The organism is Endozoicomonas sp. 4G (assembly GCF_023822025.1).
GTDB lineage: Bacteria > Pseudomonadota > Gammaproteobacteria > Pseudomonadales > Endozoicomonadaceae > Endozoicomonas_A.
In genome coordinates, this window is the sequence record NZ_CP082909.1 from 5,671,412 (window position 1) to 5,691,953 (window position 20,542).

At 48.6% G+C, this 20,542-nt stretch carries 15 protein-coding genes; 6 read left to right on the plus strand and 9 right to left on the minus strand.

What is annotated here, in order from left to right; genetic code table 11:
• Complete coding sequence (locus K7B67_RS22460) at positions 1-498, plus strand: hypothetical protein (protein ID WP_252178069.1); 498 nt, start codon at positions 1-3, stop codon at positions 496-498.
• A gap of 264 nt (positions 499-762) precedes the next feature.
• On the opposite strand, the gene K7B67_RS22465 is transcribed toward K7B67_RS22460, so the two are convergent.
• The 3 genes from K7B67_RS22465 to K7B67_RS22475 all read right to left on the minus strand — a co-directional run bounded on the left by K7B67_RS22465 (position 763) and on the right by K7B67_RS22475 (position 2,487).
• The gene (locus K7B67_RS22465; RefSeq protein WP_252178070.1) at positions 763-1,263 is read right to left on the minus strand and encodes a DUF29 domain-containing protein; all 501 of its coding nucleotides are present in this window, start codon (positions 1,261-1,263) and stop codon (positions 763-765) included.
• A gap of 170 nt (positions 1,264-1,433) precedes the next feature.
• The gene (locus K7B67_RS22470) at positions 1,434-1,628 is read right to left on the minus strand and encodes a hypothetical protein (RefSeq protein ID WP_252178071.1); all 195 of its coding nucleotides are present in this window, start codon (positions 1,626-1,628) and stop codon (positions 1,434-1,436) included.
• Positions 1,629-2,067: 439 nt separating this feature from the next.
• A complete protein-coding gene (locus tag K7B67_RS22475) occupies positions 2,068-2,487 on the minus strand; it encodes an ROK family protein (protein WP_252178072.1) in 420 nt (139 codons plus the stop codon).
• Between the two features lie 315 nt (positions 2,488-2,802).
• Between K7B67_RS22475 and K7B67_RS22480 the strand changes: the two genes are divergently transcribed.
• Positions 2,803-3,513, plus strand: a complete 711-nt coding sequence (locus K7B67_RS22480; RefSeq protein WP_252178073.1) for a DUF3800 domain-containing protein — start codon at positions 2,803-2,805, stop codon at positions 3,511-3,513.
• The gene (locus K7B67_RS22485) at positions 3,506-4,009 is read left to right on the plus strand and encodes a hypothetical protein (protein WP_252178074.1); all 504 of its coding nucleotides are present in this window, start codon (positions 3,506-3,508) and stop codon (positions 4,007-4,009) included. The genes K7B67_RS22480 and K7B67_RS22485 overlap by 8 nt, the downstream gene beginning before the upstream one ends.
• A 131-nt stretch (positions 4,010-4,140) precedes the next feature.
• On the opposite strand, the gene K7B67_RS22490 is transcribed toward K7B67_RS22485, so the two are convergent.
• From K7B67_RS22490 to K7B67_RS22505, 4 genes are read right to left on the minus strand one after another with little or no spacing between them, the layout of a single operon-like run.
• Complete coding sequence (locus K7B67_RS22490; protein WP_252178075.1) at positions 4,141-5,043, minus strand: ROK family protein; 903 nt, start codon at positions 5,041-5,043, stop codon at positions 4,141-4,143.
• Between the two features lie 54 nt (positions 5,044-5,097).
• A complete protein-coding gene (locus K7B67_RS22495) occupies positions 5,098-5,538 on the minus strand; it encodes a fructose PTS transporter subunit IIA (RefSeq protein ID WP_252178076.1) in 441 nt (146 codons plus the stop codon).
• Complete coding sequence (locus K7B67_RS22500; protein ID WP_252178077.1) at positions 5,531-7,045, minus strand: fructose-specific PTS transporter subunit EIIC; 1,515 nt, start codon at positions 7,043-7,045, stop codon at positions 5,531-5,533. The genes K7B67_RS22495 and K7B67_RS22500 overlap by 8 nt, the downstream gene beginning before the upstream one ends.
• 9 nt (positions 7,046-7,054) lie before the next feature.
• Positions 7,055-9,730, minus strand: a complete 2,676-nt coding sequence (locus K7B67_RS22505) for a glycoside hydrolase family 38 C-terminal domain-containing protein (RefSeq protein ID WP_252178078.1) — start codon at positions 9,728-9,730, stop codon at positions 7,055-7,057.
• Positions 9,731-10,143: 413 nt separating this feature from the next.
• On the opposite strand from K7B67_RS22505, the gene K7B67_RS22510 reads away from it, so the two are divergent.
• Complete coding sequence (locus K7B67_RS22510; protein ID WP_252178079.1) at positions 10,144-11,256, plus strand: IS1634 family transposase; 1,113 nt, start codon at positions 10,144-10,146, stop codon at positions 11,254-11,256.
• Between the two features lie 192 nt (positions 11,257-11,448).
• Here K7B67_RS22510 and K7B67_RS22515 read toward each other — a convergent pair whose 3' ends face one another.
• Positions 11,449-13,356 (minus strand): hypothetical protein, encoded by a 1,908-nt coding sequence (locus K7B67_RS22515; RefSeq protein WP_252178080.1) that lies wholly within the window; start codon positions 13,354-13,356, stop codon positions 11,449-11,451.
• 151 nt (positions 13,357-13,507) lie between these two features.
• Positions 13,508-14,146: a hypothetical protein gene (locus K7B67_RS22520; protein ID WP_252178081.1), complete on the minus strand. Its 639-nt coding sequence runs from the start codon at positions 14,144-14,146 to the stop codon at positions 13,508-13,510.
• 579 nt (positions 14,147-14,725) lie between these two features.
• Between K7B67_RS22520 and K7B67_RS22525 the strand changes: the two genes are divergently transcribed.
• Together K7B67_RS22525 and K7B67_RS22530 are read left to right on the plus strand one after the other, a co-directional pair.
• Complete coding sequence (locus tag K7B67_RS22525; RefSeq protein WP_252178082.1) at positions 14,726-15,433, plus strand: hypothetical protein; 708 nt, start codon at positions 14,726-14,728, stop codon at positions 15,431-15,433.
• A gap of 113 nt (positions 15,434-15,546) precedes the next feature.
• Complete coding sequence (locus K7B67_RS22530; protein WP_252178083.1) at positions 15,547-20,535, plus strand: pentapeptide repeat-containing protein; 4,989 nt, start codon at positions 15,547-15,549, stop codon at positions 20,533-20,535.
• The last annotated feature ends 7 nt before the right edge of the window (positions 20,536-20,542 follow it).

The following is a 20,542-nucleotide window of genomic DNA, read 5'->3' on the forward strand; positions in this document are numbered from 1 at the left end:
ATGGATCCGTACTATCTTTACCGATCGGGCATTGTAACAAAGTTGGATTTTGAAAAGTACGGCAGTTTTGAGCGGCTTGCGTTTTCCGATCATCTTGCTGCATTGACCCACAGACCTGCAATAGTGCCCATTCTAATCAGTAGCGAGTGGTCACGGTTGCAGGTTTTTTTGCGTTTTAAGTGGGGGGGGGAGCTGGATAACCTGAATGCTTCAGGCAAGATGGCAGGCACGAAAAGAGGAAAAAATATGAGTTTTACGATCGAAGGTACAGATTGCATGCCCCCGGTTTCTGGTGGCTATTTGATCATCAGCCTTGATGGTAAGGAATTCTATATTGTTAGTGTACCTTCTCCAGTGCTTAGAGCCGACAGGAGTCGGGATAGTGTTGCTGAGAACTACGATACTGTTAAAGACCCGGATGGAAACGAATTTTCGATCAATGTTTGGTCTTCAAATGTTGGTGTTGACTGGGAAATTGACGTAAAAGCGTCAGATTAAATAAATGAAGGTGAATTGAAAGATCGTATTGATGTGGAGTATCAAGCCAATGACTTCTAATCAATACATCCCAGCCAATTTTTTGAGACGTTTAAAGAAGGTATTCAGCCTTAAAAGAATAAAGGCGCCGCACTTGTTTATACGACGCCTTCGTTACTCCTTCCACAGCATGGTGGATGAGCTAGTTGAACATTAGTAAGTCATATCGGAATAATCAACAGAGCTTTACCCCTCGTTCCCACGCTCTGCATGGAGCGAGTCAAATTACTTATAAATGTTTACTCCGTTTAGTGGTTCCCAATCTTCATTTATAACCTGTTCATAGCTCCAAGGGCATTCATTAGGAAAGCTATCTTGAGTGAGCTTTTGATTCGCGTGAACATGCTTATTCATCTGTTTAATAGCACGCCGTTTCGCTTCGGGATAAATATTGGCCAACGCTTCTTCGCAAACGTGCTGTACGCTCTTGTGCTTCTTAATCACACGCTGAATATCACTTCTACGATTACTAATACTGGTTAACCAGCTAGGAATAAAGTGTGTATTACACCCATCTTTCAACACGGTCGTTTGATACTCACATTTGAGTAAATGAAGCACCAGGTTAACAAGAAAGGATTCCAGCTTGTCAATTTCATCCTCTCTACTCATTTCCAATTCCGCAATAAGGTTATCAAGGTCAAGTTCACTAAACTGTTTATTAGCTAACAAATTTGCTTGTTGACCAAGCCACTGATGATAATCAGTTTCGTATAAATTACTCATAACTGTTCACTCCATTTAACGGATACCATTCTCCAGCCATCAACCGCTCCCTCCCAGTCGCGCTCCAGGCGCTTGGTGGGATACCCCCCATCCCTGGGGATAAGTCGGCCAGCAGGTCTGAGCTTCACCTCGTTCCCACGCTCTGCATGGGAGCGAGGTAAAACCGCGTTCTAGGCGAGCTTGCTGTCGAGCCTGTCAAGACGCTGGTCATGCTCGCTAAGACGCCGGTCAATCTTTTCTAGCTTATCTGCCACCTTGTCAAGGTACCAGCCAGTCTTTTCTAGTTTATCTGCCACCTTGTCAAAGTGTCGGTCATGCTTGTCTACCTGTTCTTCCAGTGTTGCGACTCTTGCCTCAAGGCTCATCGTTTTTCCTCAACTGGATACCCCGTGCTTCTAGTGCGGGGAGGAATGTTGACTTGCCCGTTAGGGCAAGCCATCACTCTATTTTTGGCGCTTACGCACCGAACCAGGCTTTCGCCAGTAAAGTTCACCTCGACAATGTTAATAGGCGGTTTCTTGATAGCAGCACTGTGATTAACCCTCAATACACTGTTTAACCACTATCCTTAGAGCTTGGGACTGGTGAAGCATCCCAAGGTAACTATACATTCGCCTTTAATGTAGCCACTCGAAGTGGCTTAGTCTGGTCACTTACATTTCTGAATTAGAGGCTTTTACAAGCCCCGTCCTTCAGGGCGGGGTTCAGTGACACTGCTTTCCTGTGTGGTTTTTTGTTCGAGGTTTGAGGATAGCAGTTGAAGAGGGGGCTGCAAGTTGGCTGGCTGGTTTTCAGTCTTACATCTCAATGCCCGACCTTGTCCTTTAGATTAAAGAACGCCCCCAACAAATTGGCATCATTCCTATGCTCAGCAACAGCCACTTCAGTCTCAATGGCAAGAACATCTCGTTTACTATTAATGGCGTCCAGGGCAGCTTTCAGCTCTTCACCAAACTGAGGCCGTTCAGTAACCCCTCCTGGTACCACAATCAGCTCAGGGTCATAAACACACTGAAGGTTGGTCAGCAAAACTGACAGATGGGCGTAGAAGGCCGAAACCTCTTCCTGACAGGTTTGATTACCGGAAGCAGCCAGCTCAAACACCTCCTGACCCGACAGTTCGCGGTTCAATTTTTCAGAAGCCCTGCGTGCCATATTGCCGGTGGAGGCCAGCCAGCTGAAGGACTCCATACGACCCTGTTCATGGTCGTACTGAACCAGCACTCCAAACTCGCCGCCCTACAGGTTTTACCCCTCGTTCCCTCGCTCTGCGTGGGAACGAGCAACTTGGATTTTGAAAAGCACGGTAGTTTTTGAACAGCTTGCGTTCTTCGATCGTCTTGCTACATTGACTCACAGACTTGCAATAGTGCCCATTCTAATACGTAGCGAGTGGCCACGGTTGCAGGTTTTTTGCGTTTTAAAGGGGGAGCGTCAGATAATCTCAGTGCTTCAGGCAAGATGGTGGGTGTTATCTTACAAATGTAAAAAGACCTGCTGCGAATACAGGTTATCATGACAAACAACGGGAGTATTTTCTTGAGCGAGCTTTATAACGTCTATTGCGACGAATCCTGTCATTTGGAAAACGACAGACAGCCCTTTATGGTACTCGGAGCCGTCTGGTGTCCAGTCAGCAAGCGCAAGGAAATAGCCCGGAGGCTGAGGGAAATTCGCCAGAAGCACGACCTTAACCCACAGATGGAAATTAAATGGACCAGTGTTTCACCGGCCAAACTGACTTTTTATCTTGATATCCTGGATTATTTTTTTGACGACGACGATTTGCATTTTCGTGGAGTTATAGCTGACAAAAGCGTCCTTAATCATAACCTGTTCAGCCAGGATCATGACACTTGGTACTACAAAATGTATTTCACCATGTTGAAGGCTATTTTCGATCCTCAGGCTCATTATCGGATTTACTTGGATATTAAAGATACTCAGGGGGGTAACAAGGTTCGTAAACTGCATGACGCTCTTTGTCATAATCTTTATGATTTTTCTCATCATATTGTCCAGAGAGTGCAACTGGTTGAATCAAAACATGTTGATCTTATGCAGTTGGCTGATTTGTTGATAGGGACTGTGATGTACGCTAATCGTGGAAAATTTAACAGCGTGGCCAAGCATCAGGTGGTCAAGCGGATGCAACAACGTTCCAGATACAACCTTACACGATCCACTCTTTTGAAAGAGAACAAGAGCAACCTGTTGAAGTGGACACCAAACGGGGGAGCTAATGCCTGATATCGCTGAACCAGACTGGCTTCCACCCCTCATTCGCCGTAAAAATTACAGCGCTTGGAATGCTTTTTATGAGGCTGTTTATCAGCTATTCAGAGCAGATTTTGTAAGCTCCAAACCTTCATTTAAAGGACGCAGGCTTGCGTTAAAACGCCACCCTCTGACTGCGGATGGTAAAGAAGCAACCTTCAGGCATATGATCACCGAAGGTGAGGTGGAGGAGGACCGGCAGCCTGATATACGACGAATGGAACGCATACGCTGGCCAGCATCGGTTATAAACCATTCAGAGGATACTTCAATTAAGGTATGGAGGAACCAGCGTCGCAGGAATGAAACCAGAATTCTACTCTGGCTGGAAAGTCATGAATATCTGGTGATCCTCGCTGACCGGAGAGACTACATCCTGCCGTGGACGGCCTATTGTGTTGATAGGGAGCACACAAAACGAAAACTCCAGAGGGAATACGTAAGATACTGGCAGGGACAGGAAATTTAGTTGGCTTGAAAAGACTAAAGGCGTCACACTTGGTTATGTGACGCCTTCGTTACTCCTTCCACAGCATGGTGGATGAGCTAACTGAACATTAGTAAGTCATTTCGGAATAGTCAAGCAGAGCTTGAGATTTGTCAGGCTAAATACTTCCCAAAATGCCCGACCTTGTCCTTCAGATTAAAGAACGCCCCCAACAAATTAGCATCATTCCTATGCTCAGCAACAGCCACTTCAGTCTCAATGGCAAGAACGTCTCGTTTGCTATTAATGGTGTCCAAAGCAGCTTTCAACTCTTCACCAAACTGAGGCCGTTCAGTAACCCCTCCTGATACCACAATCAACTCAGGGTCATAAACACACTGAAGGTTGGTCAGCAGAACTGAAAGGTGGGCGTAGAAAGCATCAACCTCTTCCTGACAGGTTTGATTACCCGACGCAGCCAGCTCAAACACCTCCTGACCCGACAGTTCGCGGTTCAGTTTTTCAGAAGCCCTGCGTGCCATATTACCCGTGGAGGCCAGCCAGCTGAAGGATTCCATACGGCCCTGTTTATGGTCGTACTGAACCAGCATTCCGAACTCACCGCCCAAAAGATGTTTACCCTTGTGCAGTTGTCCTTTTTTGATAACCGCGCCACCGACACCGGTGCCACAGACCACAAACAGCACGTCTTCATAGCCTCTGGCACTGCCCGCCCTGACTTCTGCCAGCGCCGCACAGTTGGCATCGTTTTCTATGGCTACGGGAATATTGAATTGGCTTTGAAGATCTTCCCGAATATTGGGGCCATGAATACAGGGAATGGCACTGATACCATGAATCACCCCCTGTTCAGTTACCGCACCGGGAGCACTGATCGCCAGACCTTTGATTTCAAACTCTGCAGAGACCTGATCAAATACACGACGGATCTCTCCATAGAGCGGTTCAATCTCTCCCTGAGGGGTTGGGAACTTGTTTTTCAGCCTGATGTTTCCCTGTTCATCCAGCACTCCGTACTTAACAAAAGTGCCGCCCAGATCGATGGCAAGATACATATCAACCGTCCCTCGTATTGGTTAAGGGCTGCGGATCATGCAGCCCTGACGGAATCAGCCAATAGCCTGATTCACAATCTCAACAATGTCAGCCGTCGAAGTAACGGCTTTCAGCTGGCTGCGAAAGTCTGCATGAACCAGCTTGCGTGACAGCTTGCTCAGTACTTTCAGTTGTTCACCGTCGTCAGTATCTGAAATGGCCAGGCAGAAAATATATTGAGCAGCGGTGTTGTCCGCCAGCCCCCATTCAAGACCTTCCTGCAAACGAATGAAGAAAACCGTGGGTTCCTGCACGACAGCGTTCTTGCAATGAGGAATGGCAAAGCCATCCATAAAGCCAGTAGAGCCGAAGACTTCACGCGCTTTCAGCCCTTCAACAAAGGCATCGGCGTTGGAAATAACACCAGTTTCCAGGGCCACCTTGCTGATGGCTTCGAACAAGGCTTCTTTGGAGGATGCAGCAACATCCAGAATGACATTTTCTTGCTTAAGCATGAGCAACTTCTCCTTTCTCTTCTTTAGCGGCTTCTCTAAGGGCTTTTTTCTGCGCCTGTTTCAGACCAAAACCAATGATGCAGGCGGTTACTGTGATGCCTACACAAATAGAGAAGATCCAGGGCACAAATGGCATGGGCTGTTCGATATAACCGACAAAGGTACCCAGCGGCGAACCCAGGCCACCGTAGAATTTGGCACCAAATGCAGTCACCAAAGCACCGGCTACAGCGGAGCCAATCACGTTAGCGGGGATAAATACCAGTGGCTTACTGGCCGCAAAAGGAATCGCACCTTCAGTGATGCCCACCATACCCATGGCCATGGCGTTGTTACCCATAACAGTCTGGTCGGAGCTGAATAGATTTTTGAACAACTTGGTCGCCAGCCAGGCGCCCAGAGGTGCCACAGAGATCGCCGCCTGGGCCGCAGTGCCCGGTACAAAGTTTGCGCCCTGGATACCGTACTTGGCCACCGTATCGGTGAATACCGCGGTACCGAAAATCAGGGCAATCTTGTTAACCGGCCCACCCAGGTCAAAGCCGATCATGGCACCAATCAGCGCACCAATCAGAATCGGAGCCGCTGCATAAGCGTTAGACAAAGAGTTCAGGCCATCGTACATAGCGGTCATGATGGCAGCGATTGGATGACCAATGCCGTAAAACACCACGACAAACACGGCAAATGTCGCCAGTAGCGGAATCACCATGATCGGTACGATGGGCATAATGATCTTCGGCCAGGGGATTTGCTTCAGATATTTGACGATATAACCGGCCAGGAAGGCAACAATGATGGCACCCAGGAAACCTGCACCGGCTTCTGTGCCCAGAAAGGCCGGATCATTGATGATGTAAGCACCGATCATGGCAGGGGCAATGGCCGGACGGTCCGCAATCGAGTAAGCGGTGAATCCGGCAAACAGCGGGATCATCAACTTAAAGCCGATCTGGCCCAGGGCAAACAGTTTGCTTAGGAACAGACCGCTGGCGGTTTCTACATCAAACCCCCAGTTCACCAGGTTACCGGCTTCATCGGCAGAGAAGGCAAAAATGTTGGCAATAGCCAGCAACAGACCCGCCGAGATACACATCGGAATCATGTAGCTGATGCCACTCATCAGATGTTTTACGGCGCTGTTGTTGGTTTTGCCCAGGGAAACACTGCCGACGGTCTCACCCTTTACCGAGTGTTTTTCGGCGGTTTCAAAAGCCTGTTTGATCAGACCTTCAGGATCTTCAATCGCCGCTTTTACATAGGTTTTCAGAACACGTTTGTCGATAAAACGATCGAGGCTGACATCAATGTCCGCGGCAATGATGATGACATCGGCTTCCTGAATTTCCTTGGCAGTGAATTCATTTTCAACACCGATGGTGCCGTGGGTTTCTACTTTTACCTCGTAACCCATGGCTTTGGCAGTGCTCTCAAGGCTCTCTGCCGCCATGAACGTATGTGCTATGCCCGCGGCACACCCCGTAATGGCAAGGACTTTTTTACTCATCAGTCACTCTCAAAGTTCAATCAGGAAGGTTTTGATTTCGCCCGGTTTCATGGTGTCCAGGTCGATCGTGTTGTCGAAAACGGCCAGCTGAGAACGCTCGGTCAGGTCGGTCTCCGTTAACCGTTTCGGTGCTGTGTTGAATTCAATGGTTGCGCTTACCCGTTGCTCATTACTGGCATTGAGCAGGCGGAGAATATAGCTACGGCCATCGTCTGCCAGCTTGAACAAAGAACTGACCAGCTGGTCGCTGAGTTCTATCTTGCTGAACAACTGGAATTCACTGTCCAGTTCACGGCGCATACGGTTGGAGACAAAATATTTCAGAGGGCCGGTAAAACGGTTCAACTCCTGCTTTTGATAGTGCAGAACCGGTGTCGTCCAGTTCTGTTGCCGTTTGCGCAGTTCTGCGAAGTGGAATTGAGTGTCCAGACTGATGGCAAACTCACATTCAAGGCTTTGCAAAAGCTGGCTGTCCGGTGTCGGGATATAGCGGTATTCATTGCCTGATGCCTTACCGGGACGACGCTGAAGCTCTGGCTTACCGAGCCAGCCAACACTTCGGAAAGCGGTCAATTCAATAAATTGTCCCTGGTCGCCGGTGATCTCGTATTCTTTGATGCCACGGGTAAAGGCTGTGACAGAGCTTTGATCATCATGTAGGTTGACGATGTTCAGCATGGGATAAATGCCGGTGGGTTCTTCGTTCCAACCCAGCGCCTGCCAGTTATCCATTTCAGTTTGACGAACAGGGCGCTCAATGCAGCCGAATGGCGTATCAGCAAAAGACGTCGTTGCCTGAATACCAGTATTAATCCGAACTCTCAGGCGGTGATCTTTACAAGTGTTGTCCACTTGCAAACGACATTGCAGCAGACCGTTGTTTTCCAGAGAAATTTGCAGGCTGTAGGGCAGTTTTTTCAACGTACTGCTGCGCATCTGACCTGCAATCGCTTCCGGCAATTCAATGCTGCTTCTGATTGTCAGGGTCTGGGTGAGCGAGTGGGCTTCGGCAGAGCATTCGGCATCGGTAAAATCGAATGCCAGAGGCTCGTCCCCCACCAGCGGTGAGTAATCGTAGGTATCACCGTCATCGGCTTGATCGACCAGCATGATCAAGTTGTTGAGCAGTCTGCCTGTGCTTTTTTCTTTAAGGTTCAGTTGACCGTTACTGACTGTCAGTTGGTAGTGATCATCTTCAATAGCCGCCAGAACCATTTCCTGCCGGGTAACGGAGTGTTCCTGCCCCCCTTCTTCAACGTTCAGGTTGCAATAAGAAAGCGGTTTCATTGCCTGTCTGAAAGCAATATCAGTCTCGTAGTAATACAACTCTGGATCGTTTTCGCTTTCGTCCCGTTTGATGGAACCGTTGTAGACCTTACGGATGGCTTCCACTTCAAAAGGAATGCTCTGACCCTTCAGGGTGATGTCAAAACAAGGCTTTTTGGTACTGATGGTGGCTGTGATTTTCTTGTCTGACGGGTAAGCCAAAGTATTGAACAGTGTCAGGGTACTGTCTTGCGGCGTTGCTTCAGAAATCTTGCGAATCAGGTAATCAATATGGGCATCAATCCGCTCATCGGCATTAATAAACCGGTTTAGAATCTGGTAGTTGGTTTTGTCGGTATTACAGCCACAGGCACTGTCATGGGCATGGTTTTTCAGAACCCCTTTCCAGATGTTGTCAAGGGTTCCACGCTTGTGTTCCAGCCCCAGGGCGGCTCCCACGGCCATCAGAGGCTCCAGGGTATTGATGAGCTTGCGCTCTACCCGGTCATTCATATATTTATGGTCGTAGCGTGAGGAGTAGATGGAGCGATGTATTTTGGAGTTCTCGGAGTCCAGCATTTCGCCGTGGATCGTTGCCAGTTTGTCGGTGTCGATCGCTTCGAATACTTGTCCGTAGTCGCTTTCTATAAATTCATACTCTGCAACTTCACGATTGGCCCTGGCTATTTTTGCTTTAAAGTCGAAGTCCACATAACGCTGGTCGCCCCCGACGGGAAAGACACCAAAATCAAAGTGCGAGGCCTGGCTGTTGGTGTCGGCGGTAGAACGGATATCGTGTTCATTCCCCCAGATCAGCGCACCGCCGGGGTAGTAACCTTCACGAATGTTGTAGCAGGTCAGTGCAGAACCATCTTCGCTTTGCCACAAAAATTCACGATAGGCACTCTTGCGGCTGGACAGCCCACGCCAGAACACAAAGCGGGTCAGACCAAACCCATTAAAGATTTTTGGCATATCCTGACTTTGGCCAAAGGAGTCCGGAACATAGGCGATGTCCATGGAGTGACCCATGGCTTGCGCGTAGTGATAACCGGTCTGGAGATTTTTGACGATGGCTTCACCCGCCACAATCATCAGGTCCGATTGTGTGTACCAGGGGCCAATCAGCAGTCGCTTGTCTGCTACCTGCCTGGCAATGGCTTCACGGTTCTGGGGGCAATTACTGAGATGGTCTTCAATCAGGCTGGTCTGGCCATCCAGCAGATAGCTTTGCAGCAGGTTGGCATCCAGCGCATACAGCAGCTCGTCCATGTGATAGTCGAGCTGGATTTGCGACTCATTCTGGGTGAAATACCACTCATAATCCCAATGGGTGTGGGCAATGGTATACATCTTTTTGACTTTAGAAGGGCTGTCTCCAGACGACACTTTCTGAGCTTGAGGGTCGTGGGCTGTCATTGGCAATCTGTGTGAAAGTTTGGAATGGATTGCACTATATTCAATTGCCGTTGATGACAGTATCTGATATTTGAACGATTGTTCGCACATTTGTATCAGTTTGATGAAAACTTGACCCCGGTCAAAAACTGTTGTTTATCGAAAATGACTTGCAGCCTTTCATCGATCAACTAAAACATGCTTATAGGTATGTCACTGAACCCCGCCCTGAAGGCTGTCTCTTAGTCAGATCTCCACACCCCTCGTTACCCGGTAGGTGTGGAGACGGTCTTGCAGTTTCGCCCAGCCTTCCCAAACAACTAACCATCCCGGAATGCCTGTTCGTTTGGAGTCACACCAGCCACCCACTTTCGCTATGGTTTGGAGTAGCCAGGCCAGTGTTGGTACTTTTTTGGGCAGAGCTTTGCTCTTGTATGACCGAAAATGAGGCGGGTATCCCTGTGTTCATGGCTCCTGCCAGCGGCAATGTAAACGACAAAACATATTTTCAGGAAATTATTAAAAATCATCTGTCGTCTTTTAAGGCTGCCTTGAATAGCCGCTATCTGGTTGCTGATGCCGCCATGTATGTCGCAGAAACCCTTCAGTCGCTTGACGAGCAAAAGCAGCTGTTTATCTCCCGGGTGCCCCTGAATATCAAGGATGTAAAGGATCTGGCCTGCAAAGCGCCAGCGATGTCACTGGAGCCTGTTGAAGGCTATGAAGATTATTACTCAGCTGAAGTGCCTTCCTGCTATGGGGAGGTTCAACAACGATGGTTCTTGTTTCTCAACAAAAAGCGCAGGCATAATGAACAGAAAACACTGAGCCGAAAGATGCAGAAGCAGTCACTGAAAGAGGCCCGCGATCTCGAGAAGCTGAGTAAAAAAGCCTTTCTGTGCCGGGACGATGCATTGAAGTCTTTTGCCTTGTGGCAGAAACAATCAAAACTCTGTCAAAGTGAAACAGAGCCTGAGGTTATCTGTAAACCCTGTTATTCCGGCAAAGGAAGACCATCGCCGGATAGCAAGCCTGATCACTTCGAGTACTTTGTGCAAGCCGAATGCTTTGTTTCCTGCGAGAAAAGGGAGAATGCACAGGCCTCACTGGGTTGTTTTATCCTGGGCACCAATGAACTGGATCAAGATAGTTTGAATGCCTCTGAGCTGCTGTCTACCTACAAGTCACAACAACAGGTTGAAGGTGGCTTTCGGTTCCTGAAGAGTCCGGATTTTCTGGTTTCTTCACTCTATCTGAAGAAAGCGGAACGCATTGAAGCCCTGTTAATGGTGATGACTCTGTGCCTGATGGTCTATGCTGCTATCCAGCACAGAATAAGGCAGGAACTGAAAAAGCAGAGTCGTGTATTTCCAGACCAGAAAAAAAAGCCTTGCCAGAACCCAACGGCGAGATGGGTATTTTTCTGTTTTCAAGGGATTAGTGTATTGACGGTCAATAGTCAGGAGGAGCATGTGGTCGGCTTGAAGGAAAGGCAGTGGACGATCATTCAAATTTTGGGCATTTTTTACGAGTCGGTGTATTCCTGACAGGGGTGATGAAAGACGGTTTTAACGAACATTGCGGAATGCTCCATCCACAGCGGCACTGTCTGGCATCCTCCTTCTACCGATTACCCGTCCCAAAGTACAGGCACCTTTGCGGGAGCACAGCGGTGGCTTGCTGTGCACTGAGTCAGCGACAAGCTTGAGGCCAATGCATCAGCTTAAAGAGCCATCAGCTTAAAGAGCCTGTAATATGGACAGGGTGGTTATGATTCCCAAAGCCGTAGTGACTGCGGTGGTGCCCGCTGATGATGAAGTGGGAGCCGCTGTCGCGTCGGTGTCGGTAAGGCACGTAACAGTGCCGGGCTGGCAAACTTCTGTGTCAAAGACGAATTGACCTTCGAAGTTGGTCAGTCCACAGCAGGGAGTCTCAAGGGAGTCATTGATGGCTGTCCAGGTATTAGCCAAGCGGTTGCCACTCGGTGGCGTCGTTGGCAGAGCGGTTGAACTTACCAGGTTCCGGCACACGTTCGACACGTCTTTCGGCATTTTTGAAAGAGCTTTCATGCTGAATTGTTGCTGGGGTTGGTGCCAGGCTCTGGTACCCTGAAGGTGATTACAAACCAGGGCCAGCGCAAGCTCTCCCTTGACCGCTATGGCTGTCTGTGTGGCACGGATCTGATTGCCAGCCAGATAAAAAACAGCAGGAACGACGGTATCTTTTACGGGCCCTGAGAGAACGAACCCTCCCTTGTCAATAGAGTCGCCAGATGCGCTGCCGACATTGGAAATGTCAATGAGGTTTTCACGTACCCTGATATAGCTTCCGGTCGCCAGCCTTAACACACCCGCATGATCCATATTGCCCTCGAATGTGTTGCTAATAACAGATAATTGCCCCGACTGTTTCACAATGGCAGGAAGATGAATAAATAACCCTTGATTGAGAATGTCATGGGGAACACGTTGGTCGACCATCGAGTCGTACTTTTCACCGATGATCCTGTTATTAGCGAACCGTAAGTTCGGGCCCTGGATCCAATTAGCAGCCGACGCATCCAGAAATTTCGCGCAATTAAGGGTAACAGCTGCCCGGGCGGGGCCATGAAACAGGTTGTCTTCTACCATCAGCTTCCGGTTATAGCACTCTGCGAAAACAATGGAGTCAATGGGGTGATGTCCATCATTTCGAGCTGGCCGAAAAGTAATATGTTTTATATGGCTGTCTCTGGTATCGCTAAGCTGGAAGTCGTCTTTGGCTCCAACCCTGATCAAATGATGGTGTTTAAATCCTGGCCGGTCCCTGATAACGATTTCAGAGTCATCATCAGCAGCCCCAATAATAGCCTGACCATCCTTTAGGGAGATTTCGTGGTCAGTAAAGTATTCAACCGGCGTTTTACCCGTCACGGAAGTCGTTGATGGTACGGAGGACGTTGCTGATGATCCGGAGGAAGTCGCTGATGGTCCGGAGACCGTTTCGGAGGACAATAATACGACGGCATTCGGTGGAGTCCGTTTGATTAACGCACTTAAATCCTGTGCCGGGTCGGCACTGAGAACAACACACTGTCGTCCACTAAACAGATCTTTATACTGGTCTAGCTTTTTTTGAACACCCATGGACTGCCCTGTAAGAAAGTCGCACAAGACTGTCGGACGCGGCGTGCTCGGACAGGCAGGAGCGGTTGGACAGGCGGGGCAGTCATCAGGAAAAACGGGGTCTGGAGGGACAGTGGTAAAGAGGAATCGATTTTCGACGTTTATCAAGCTGTCGTTGGCACGAGCAGAGGGGTTGTCACGTCTGGGTTTCCAGATATTGGTGAGTGTTCCGCCACACTGAGCTTGCTGTTTTGATGGCTCAATGGCTATCAGGGGATATTGCCTTCGAGCTTGAAACCATGGTCGCTCCCCAGTCAGGTTATTACAGGCAAGATCCACTGCAACTCGCGACTCGATATTGAAAACTGAATGTGTGACTTTGATATTATTACCGGCCACTTTAAAGAGAGGAGGTTTTTCATTATTGTTGTTATTCTCAAGACCTGAAAGCGAAAAGCCACCTAATCGCCAACGTCGACGTCCACCAGCAATCGATAGCGGACCGTCATTGTCAATGTCGACAGTATTGTTGAAGATCTTCATATCGGTTCCGGAGCCAAGGTGAAACCGACCTACAGTCCCTAGCCCGGATATTTCATAAACGTGCTCCCGATCTCGCTTGTCCTTTGCCGCTCTAAGGGAGTTTTGCTCAGTCGACCGTACTCCCCGGTACGGCGCTCCCTCGCAAAATCCCTTAGAGCGACAAAGTCCTGCGCGAGATTCGGGGCAGTTTATGAAATATCCGGGCTAGTTTGCCGCTGAGTGTGTTTCCAGAGAAGTGGAGCGTATCTGACTCGCCCTTCACGTTAGGAAGATTAACCAATAATACCGTCTCTGGAAGGAAGACTCTTCGTATACCATCTGTAAATATGAATGTCTCACTTGTGATCACGTTGTTGGTAAACTTCAGGATTGGACCCGTGAAAGCGAAACCCTTGATAGGTTGTATTGATTGGCTACAAACGAGGAGAAGGACAGCCTCCCGTTGATGAAAAATGAATTTGTTGTCTTCTACAATCAGTTTCCGGTTAAAACACTTTGCATCGATAATGCTGTTTAGGCCGCCCCCACAAGCATTCATAGGCTTGAAAGTAATGAGTTTGATACGACTATCTCTTATTTCTGGAAACGTGAAACTGTTTTGCTTACCAATTTTGATCATTTCTTCGCCATAAAACGTCACCCGATCCTCGATGACGATTTCAAAACCGTCATCAGGAGCCCCTATAATCTCGTGGCCGTTTTTCAACGTGATGGGACCATTAATATAGTGTTTAGATTCACTCTTTTTACCGGGTACCGGACTAACCGAAGGGGCGGAGGAGAGTAGCATTATGGTGTTCTCAGGAGTGTCTTCTACCACCTTATTGACATTTATAGTCGAATTGGTAGCGATAACAATGCACTTTCGTCCGGGAAAGTTATTCTCGCTAGCCAACAGCCTCTTAACCCATCTGATGAAGAACGATCCGTTGCAAAAGTACTGCAATTAGCGGGAGTGGCCTGAAGATCCAGAGCCTGTAACAGAAGTACGGTTGTGATTAACCAGACCAGATAATATTTCAACTTCATCATGCTCAGGACTCCCCGGAGAAGGTATCAGGTTACAGAGCCAGTGCTATGGGTAGAGTGGTTATCGTATGAGCGTAAAACCCTGTACTTTGAGCACGGGGATGTAAGCTCGGCTTGCAGAAGTTGTAGAAATCCCCGTCATTCACGGCGGGGAGGATGTCAAGACTCCAGTGGGCACGGCAACGGTTGAACCTACGGCATTCTGGCTCACGATCGACACGTCTTTCCCCGCCGTCGCATCAGGCAGCGTCATTGCGTTGCATGATGCACCTGCAATGCTTCGAGCCCGTGAGTACAGAGCCTGTAACAGGAATACAGCAGCGATTAACCAGATCGTGTAATGTTTCAACTTCATCATGCTCAGGACCCTCAGGAGAAGGTATCAGGTTACAGAGCCAGTAGCAGGGACAGGCCGGTTATGACTCTCAAAGCCCAAGCGATCGTGGTTTCACTCTCTGATGAAGCGGAGAGAGCACAGCAGGTACTGGGCAAGGAGTCGTCAATGGTTCAGCGACAGCATAGGCAGAGTGACAATCGTGACAAGCAAATCGTGACAAGCGATCAGAAAACTGCATTTCAGGATGGCACAAAATCAGGAAAATACCAGTCGAATACCAGTCGAATACCAGTCGAATACCAGTCGAATTTAAGGTTCTTTTTAGGTGGTCATAATGTCATCCCTGATCTACGCTGTAATTCAGTTTTTTTCGGGGTGGTCATGGAAAAGTCGTTATTCTCAGAGCTAAAGCGTATTGGCATTGATGAAGAGCTGGCCAGCAAAGTCAGTGCTTCCCTTGATCCTGAACACAATGCCAGTAAAAAAGATATCCTGATTATGCAGGAAGCCATCATGCAGATTCAGTTACAGGGTGAGCGCAATTATCAGTCACTGAGTTCGGATATCGCTACCCTGCGTACGGAGCTGCATAAAGAAATAGCCGATGTGCGCACTGAAATGGGCTCTTCCAACCGACAATACATCATTACCTTTCTCGGCCTGATTACCACCATTGTCAGCGTCTTTGTGATCAACTGGCACTTCCATTAGGATTTAGCCCTGACCATGGAAGGAACTAATTGTTGGATAAAAAGTCAAATTCACATTCGATCAGGTTCGTCTTAATCGGATTGCTGTAACAGGGATCGTTGCGAGGGCTAAAAATGGATCCGCTTCCTATTAAAACAACAGAACACCAACCTTTTGCTGGCTGTACCCGTTCACCTGACAATAGTGAGACAGGCGTCGCTTTTGCCACTAGGACAGTGAGTACACGTGAAGAGCCTATGCTCCCCGGTGCTGCTCCTGAAAAGTGGGATCAGGCCACCCCTATTGACGGACATAAACGTAAAGTAACCGTTGCTGATATTACTTCACAAATCAGCGCGACAACACTGGCAACGCCGACCAGTGAACCGGTAAAAAAGTGTCCGAAAACAACTAACACAAACACTGAATCCACCCATTTTCCGATCATTGATCCATCGTTGATCGAATCTACCCAGGTAGCGAAAACGGCCTTGCTTCAGCCTTATCGCCCATCACACATCTCACCGCCTGCCGGGTGCATTGCTCGCGAAGTTCATGGTCTCCAGCACAGTTGTCGGGCGGCAATCTGGGCAGTCGCCCTGTTGCAACAGCGTAGACTGCACGGCGACCGCAGGGCGCTGGAATTTCCCGACCAAATGATACCGCTGCTGATCAAAGTCTGCCTGTTTCACGATACGGGCCGTGAAGGCGATGGGAACGATACGAAGGATTGGGAGCGGGCCAGTGCCGACAACCTGATGGAACACCTGCGCAACTCAGGCATAGATCAGTCCCTGGCCTGGCAGTGTGGTGAAGCCATTTTCCACAAGGATAATCCGAAGGGCTGTTGGAATCTGCCAGCGGAGATACAGACTCTGCGCAGCCTGCTCCATGATGCCGATACGCTGGAGGTTATGCGGGTCAGAGACTGCTTTTACATGGATCGGCTGGAGTGCTTTGTTGCCAGTCAGGATGATCTCCAGAGAAAACATTGGCGCACGCTGGCTCAGGAAGTCTGCCAGGTGATTGGCAGGCAGGGTGACCTCTGGTACCGGACCAGGTTGCAGGACAGTGAAACAAGCGGCAACTATTTCTTCAGAATCGGTGACCACAGCCTGTGTAAAAACACTAAAAAGCAGTGGGAGCACCATCCTTCTCCCTTCAGTTATGAGCTGTTTAGCATAGGTGAGCAGTCCAGTGTTGTCCGGGAGTTGATTGCACCTTATGCCGGACAGCTGGCAGAACCACCGACATCGTCTTTCTCTCTGGCAAAACTGATCCTGGACAATGCTGCTATGAAAAATGCTGCTATGAAAAGTACTGCCATGGAAGAATGCCAGAGCAGCACCTGGCCAGCAGGGCTTTACAACGACCCCATTAGCCAACAGGTTTATTCCATCAAACCGGCGAGCTGTGAGCTCAGTGCCCGCAACCAGCTACTGATGGCTAATCTTGCCGGGCTGCTGGGCATTACCGTACCTCAGAGTTTTGTCCATGAAGAGCAGGGGCATTTTTATGTGGTCAGTCCTGTTCCCGAACAATGGCAGGGTAAGCTCAAAGGCGGGGAGGCGACGCTGCGCTCTTTGTCTCCAGAGCAGTGGGCCCGGTTATTGCTGATTAATGTGATTGTTGGTAACGAAAATATGGTGAACAGTGCCTGGGAAGGCATTGAACTAACTCCGGAAGGGGAGCCGGTTATGTTCCACTGGGATTATGCCGGGATGGCGACCCGTTACCCGTGCCCAGAGAAACCAGAGCCTGACCCCAAAGCGGATGACTTTTCCTCCATGCCGGTGCTGCTGCAAAAACTTCGGGATCCTAAGGCTCCGCCCATGAACTCGTTACCGATCTATAACCCTTGCGTCGATATCCTTGCGCCATTAGAGGATGACTTACTGGGCGAGACCCTGAAAGATATCTTGCGTCAGGTTGACTGGCAGGCGCTGGACCAGCTGATCGAACACAGCGGTTTTCTGCCCGGTGACCGCAGCTGGTTACGACAAACCATTCACGATCGCATTGCCTGGCTGACCACCCGCTTTCCCAACAGTCTGGAAGCGGGTGAGCGGGTATCCATGGCGGAATATAAGTCGATCGAGGCATCGGGTATCCGCGGCGGTTGGCTGCCGGTCAAAGGGCAGGATATTCAGGGCAGGCAGATCGGAATCAGCCAGTTACTGGATGCCAATGGCCAGCCTATTACCCGGATGTTCCTCAAGCTGTCCCGGGAAGCGGGCAAGAAACTGGCTGATAACCTGGCTCTGGAGCAGGGATTGCACCGTCTGGCGCACCGGGTTCAATATACCAACTTTGCCCTGAATGATCCTGAACATGCCCTGGAACACCGTTACCGCGACTGGCGCAGTGACCTGACCAGCCTGGCCAATGATTGTAAGGGCATGGCCGAGCAGTTAGCTGAAGATAAAACACGATGGCACGAAAAGGATCACGCCACCCTTAATGATACCGTGATGATTCTGCAAGACATTGCTAACAAGTGCCGGGCGTCGTTAATCTCCGACGTGCCGTATATTGCAAAGCTGCCAGCCATTAAAACGCCACTGCCCGCCCCTGTCTTTCCTGCACGAGTCAGTTCAAGAACCGGCGAAGAGGTTGAAGTGAAAATAGAACTGGCTGAATTCAGCCATGGTTTTGCCAAACTGACTGGCCAGAGCGTTGGTTATTTAAGTCCGGAACAACTGAAGGAAGCCCGGTTGACCACCTCACCGGTTCGGGCTGTTGTGCTTGAATCGACTGTCTGCGAAGGCGGCAGTATTCTGTTTTCTCCTCCGAACCTGCCTGAAGCCATTTGTTTTGAAAATCAACTGACCCTCACCTTTCCGGGACACAGTAAAACGGTGGTTGAAGCCTTGTTCAGGGAGCTGGCAGAGTTGGGCATTGACGGGGAAAGGCCGGATACCAACGATCTGGAGGAGATATGGCTGGATGCCCTGGCCGACTACCACGGCTGCCTTGGTGATATGAACCGTACCGTGGCAGCGGCTATCAATACTCCGGACAACAGCCGCAAACAAGCGTTTCTTAAACGGTTGCTGAATCTCAGTGATGAAGAACTGAAGTGGGATAGGCATTCTCTGATTCGCGCAGGACGTTGGGTGCAATTCCGTCCGGGGTTTCCCTATAGCATTTCGGCAAACCCCGCCAGGGAATTCTGCCTCGGGCACAATTTAAACTTTTATGCAAAGCAGGAACAGAACAGTCAACTGTTCTGGATCAGCCTGGAAAATGAAGGTGCCCTGGACTCTTTTGAACGGCGTGGTCAGATTGGGATAGGTCCTAATCCTGTCAGTGCGCAGGATGTGGCAGACAGGATGCGACGCGACGCAGAATACACATTTTTCCGAGTCATGGAGGGGCTGAAGGATAATTCCAGGTACAGAGCGGGTGGGGCCATGTCTTTGGTCCTGACTTCTGAAACACTGGGCCGAATGGATGGACAAATTTATAGAAATGAAGGGCAATATGAGAATGAATTCTCAGGTTTGGAGGCCTTTGCACGTAATGAGAAAATTATTACGTGGTCACTCTACGATTATCGACAGATTGAAGACACTGCGTCACAAGAGACCCGTTTTTCCAATCCTGTGTCCTTGATTGACGAGTTGGACAAACTTGAGATGAGTTCCCTCGAAGGACAACGGCAATTGTTGGGTACACTGAAGAAGCGTTTTAGTCACTGGCCCGACGGACGCCCGCTGGAACAGCTTTTTCGGGAATCCTGGTCAATCTTCTACTACGAGTTAATCTCTAAAGACAGCGAGTATCACGAAAGCATCAAAGCGCTTGTCAAGTGTTGTGGCGAAGAGCAAATACAGTTGCTGTTTGAGCAAAACCCGCAACTGTTGGAGTGCAAGCTGGATTCCCTGGATGGTCTTACGCTAAATAAAAAGTGCTGTATAAAAGAGATTAATTTCAGCCGCTGTTCAATGGAGGGGACAGTACTGCAGGCTAATTTTAGCGAATGTCAATTTAATACAGAGCGGTTAAACAGAGCCATTGTTGACGATAGCTATTTCAACCAATGTTATTTTGAAGGTGAGCGGTTTTCATCATCGGTATTAGACAATGTTCGTTTTTACAATCCTGGTGAGGACGGCCAGGTATTTAAAAATACACCCCAGCTTTCCCGAATCCTATATCGGTCGTGTGTTAATCAGAACAATAAGTTCAATCTGGAGCAATGGCTGGATGTGATGGGGAAAAGTAATTGTCTATGCTCCGACTCAACACCGCTGGATGATTTAAGCAGGGACATTCTGTCCCAACATATTGATGAAATTAAACGCACTTATCCAAAGCAGCTTTGTGTTATTATTTATAATCTTTTTTCCATTCAATTTAAAAATACTGCCAATGCAATAAGTTTTGTTGAAAATAACAAGGAATTCTATGATGGCAAAATAAAAGATCTTAAAGAGGTGTATTTTGAGTTCAGAAGCATCTTCCTGAAAAAAGGATGTTATGAGAGCATTGATCGAAGTCCATTGGATCAACAATTATGTTCCCTCAAACACTTCAAATACAATGATTTTTCCCGGGAAGCAGTTTTGGCATTGATCTTAAATGTTATCAACCTTATTTTGTTCCCTGAATCCAATGATAAATACATAGACTTTGGCGACATTGCCAACATTGCCAACATTGCCAACATTGCCAACATTGCCAACAGCGCCGATGAGCATGACGATTGCTTGAAAGATATTCCTGAGGTCAGTAGCGAAAGTGCAGAAAATAACTCAATGTCTTCCCTGAAAACAGATGGCCTGCCTCTGGCTACAATGAAAAAGTGCAAAGCTTCTTTTTGTAAATCGCACCTTAGAGAGTGCCGGGAATATTTTCATCAACTCTGGGAAGAATGCCCGGAAAAGAGTAAATTAACGATAGCCAAGCACTGTTTGCGTCATCAAAACATTGTCGTTAGCCCCTTAACAACCAGGAAATTTTCAGAGTTATTGTCTAAAGGTCAAGACGAGCAATATTGGCTGGAAATCTATCTCGATAACATGGATAAACATACAGAAAATGAGGATGAGTGGCACCGCTTGATTCCGAAGTGTTTAGGAAAGTGGGCCGCCAGAAACATCGAATTTTATAGAGTTTGAACGAAAT

What these genes read in the sequence shown, in the direction of transcription:
- K7B67_RS22515 (WP_252178080.1), bottom strand. Translation starts at nt 13,356, where the DNA reads ATGAAGATCTTCAACAATACTGTCGACATTGACAATGACGGTCCGCTA.
- K7B67_RS22495 (WP_252178076.1), bottom strand. Translation starts at nt 5,538, where the DNA reads ATGCTTAAGCAAGAAAATGTCATTCTGGATGTTGCTGCATCCTCCAAA.
- K7B67_RS22510 (WP_252178079.1), top strand. Translation starts at nt 10,144, where the DNA reads ATGACCGAAAATGAGGCGGGTATCCCTGTGTTCATGGCTCCTGCCAGC.
- K7B67_RS22530 (WP_252178083.1), top strand. Translation starts at nt 15,547, where the DNA reads ATGGATCCGCTTCCTATTAAAACAACAGAACACCAACCTTTTGCTGGC.
- K7B67_RS22460 (WP_252178069.1), top strand. Translation starts at nt 1, where the DNA reads ATGGATCCGTACTATCTTTACCGATCGGGCATTGTAACAAAGTTGGAT.
- K7B67_RS22485 (WP_252178074.1), top strand. Translation starts at nt 3,506, where the DNA reads ATGCCTGATATCGCTGAACCAGACTGGCTTCCACCCCTCATTCGCCGT.
- K7B67_RS22525 (WP_252178082.1), top strand. Translation starts at nt 14,726, where the DNA reads ATGTTTCAACTTCATCATGCTCAGGACCCTCAGGAGAAGGTATCAGGT.
- K7B67_RS22465 (WP_252178070.1), bottom strand. Translation starts at nt 1,263, where the DNA reads ATGAGTAATTTATACGAAACTGATTATCATCAGTGGCTTGGTCAACAA.
- K7B67_RS22505 (WP_252178078.1), bottom strand. Translation starts at nt 9,730, where the DNA reads ATGACAGCCCACGACCCTCAAGCTCAGAAAGTGTCGTCTGGAGACAGC.
- K7B67_RS22500 (WP_252178077.1), bottom strand. Translation starts at nt 7,045, where the DNA reads ATGAGTAAAAAAGTCCTTGCCATTACGGGGTGTGCCGCGGGCATAGCA.
- K7B67_RS22490 (WP_252178075.1), bottom strand. Translation starts at nt 5,043, where the DNA reads ATGTATCTTGCCATCGATCTGGGCGGCACTTTTGTTAAGTACGGAGTG.
- K7B67_RS22470 (WP_252178071.1), bottom strand. Translation starts at nt 1,628, where the DNA reads ATGAGCCTTGAGGCAAGAGTCGCAACACTGGAAGAACAGGTAGACAAG.
- K7B67_RS22520 (WP_252178081.1), bottom strand. Translation starts at nt 14,146, where the DNA reads ATGCTACTCTCCTCCGCCCCTTCGGTTAGTCCGGTACCCGGTAAAAAG.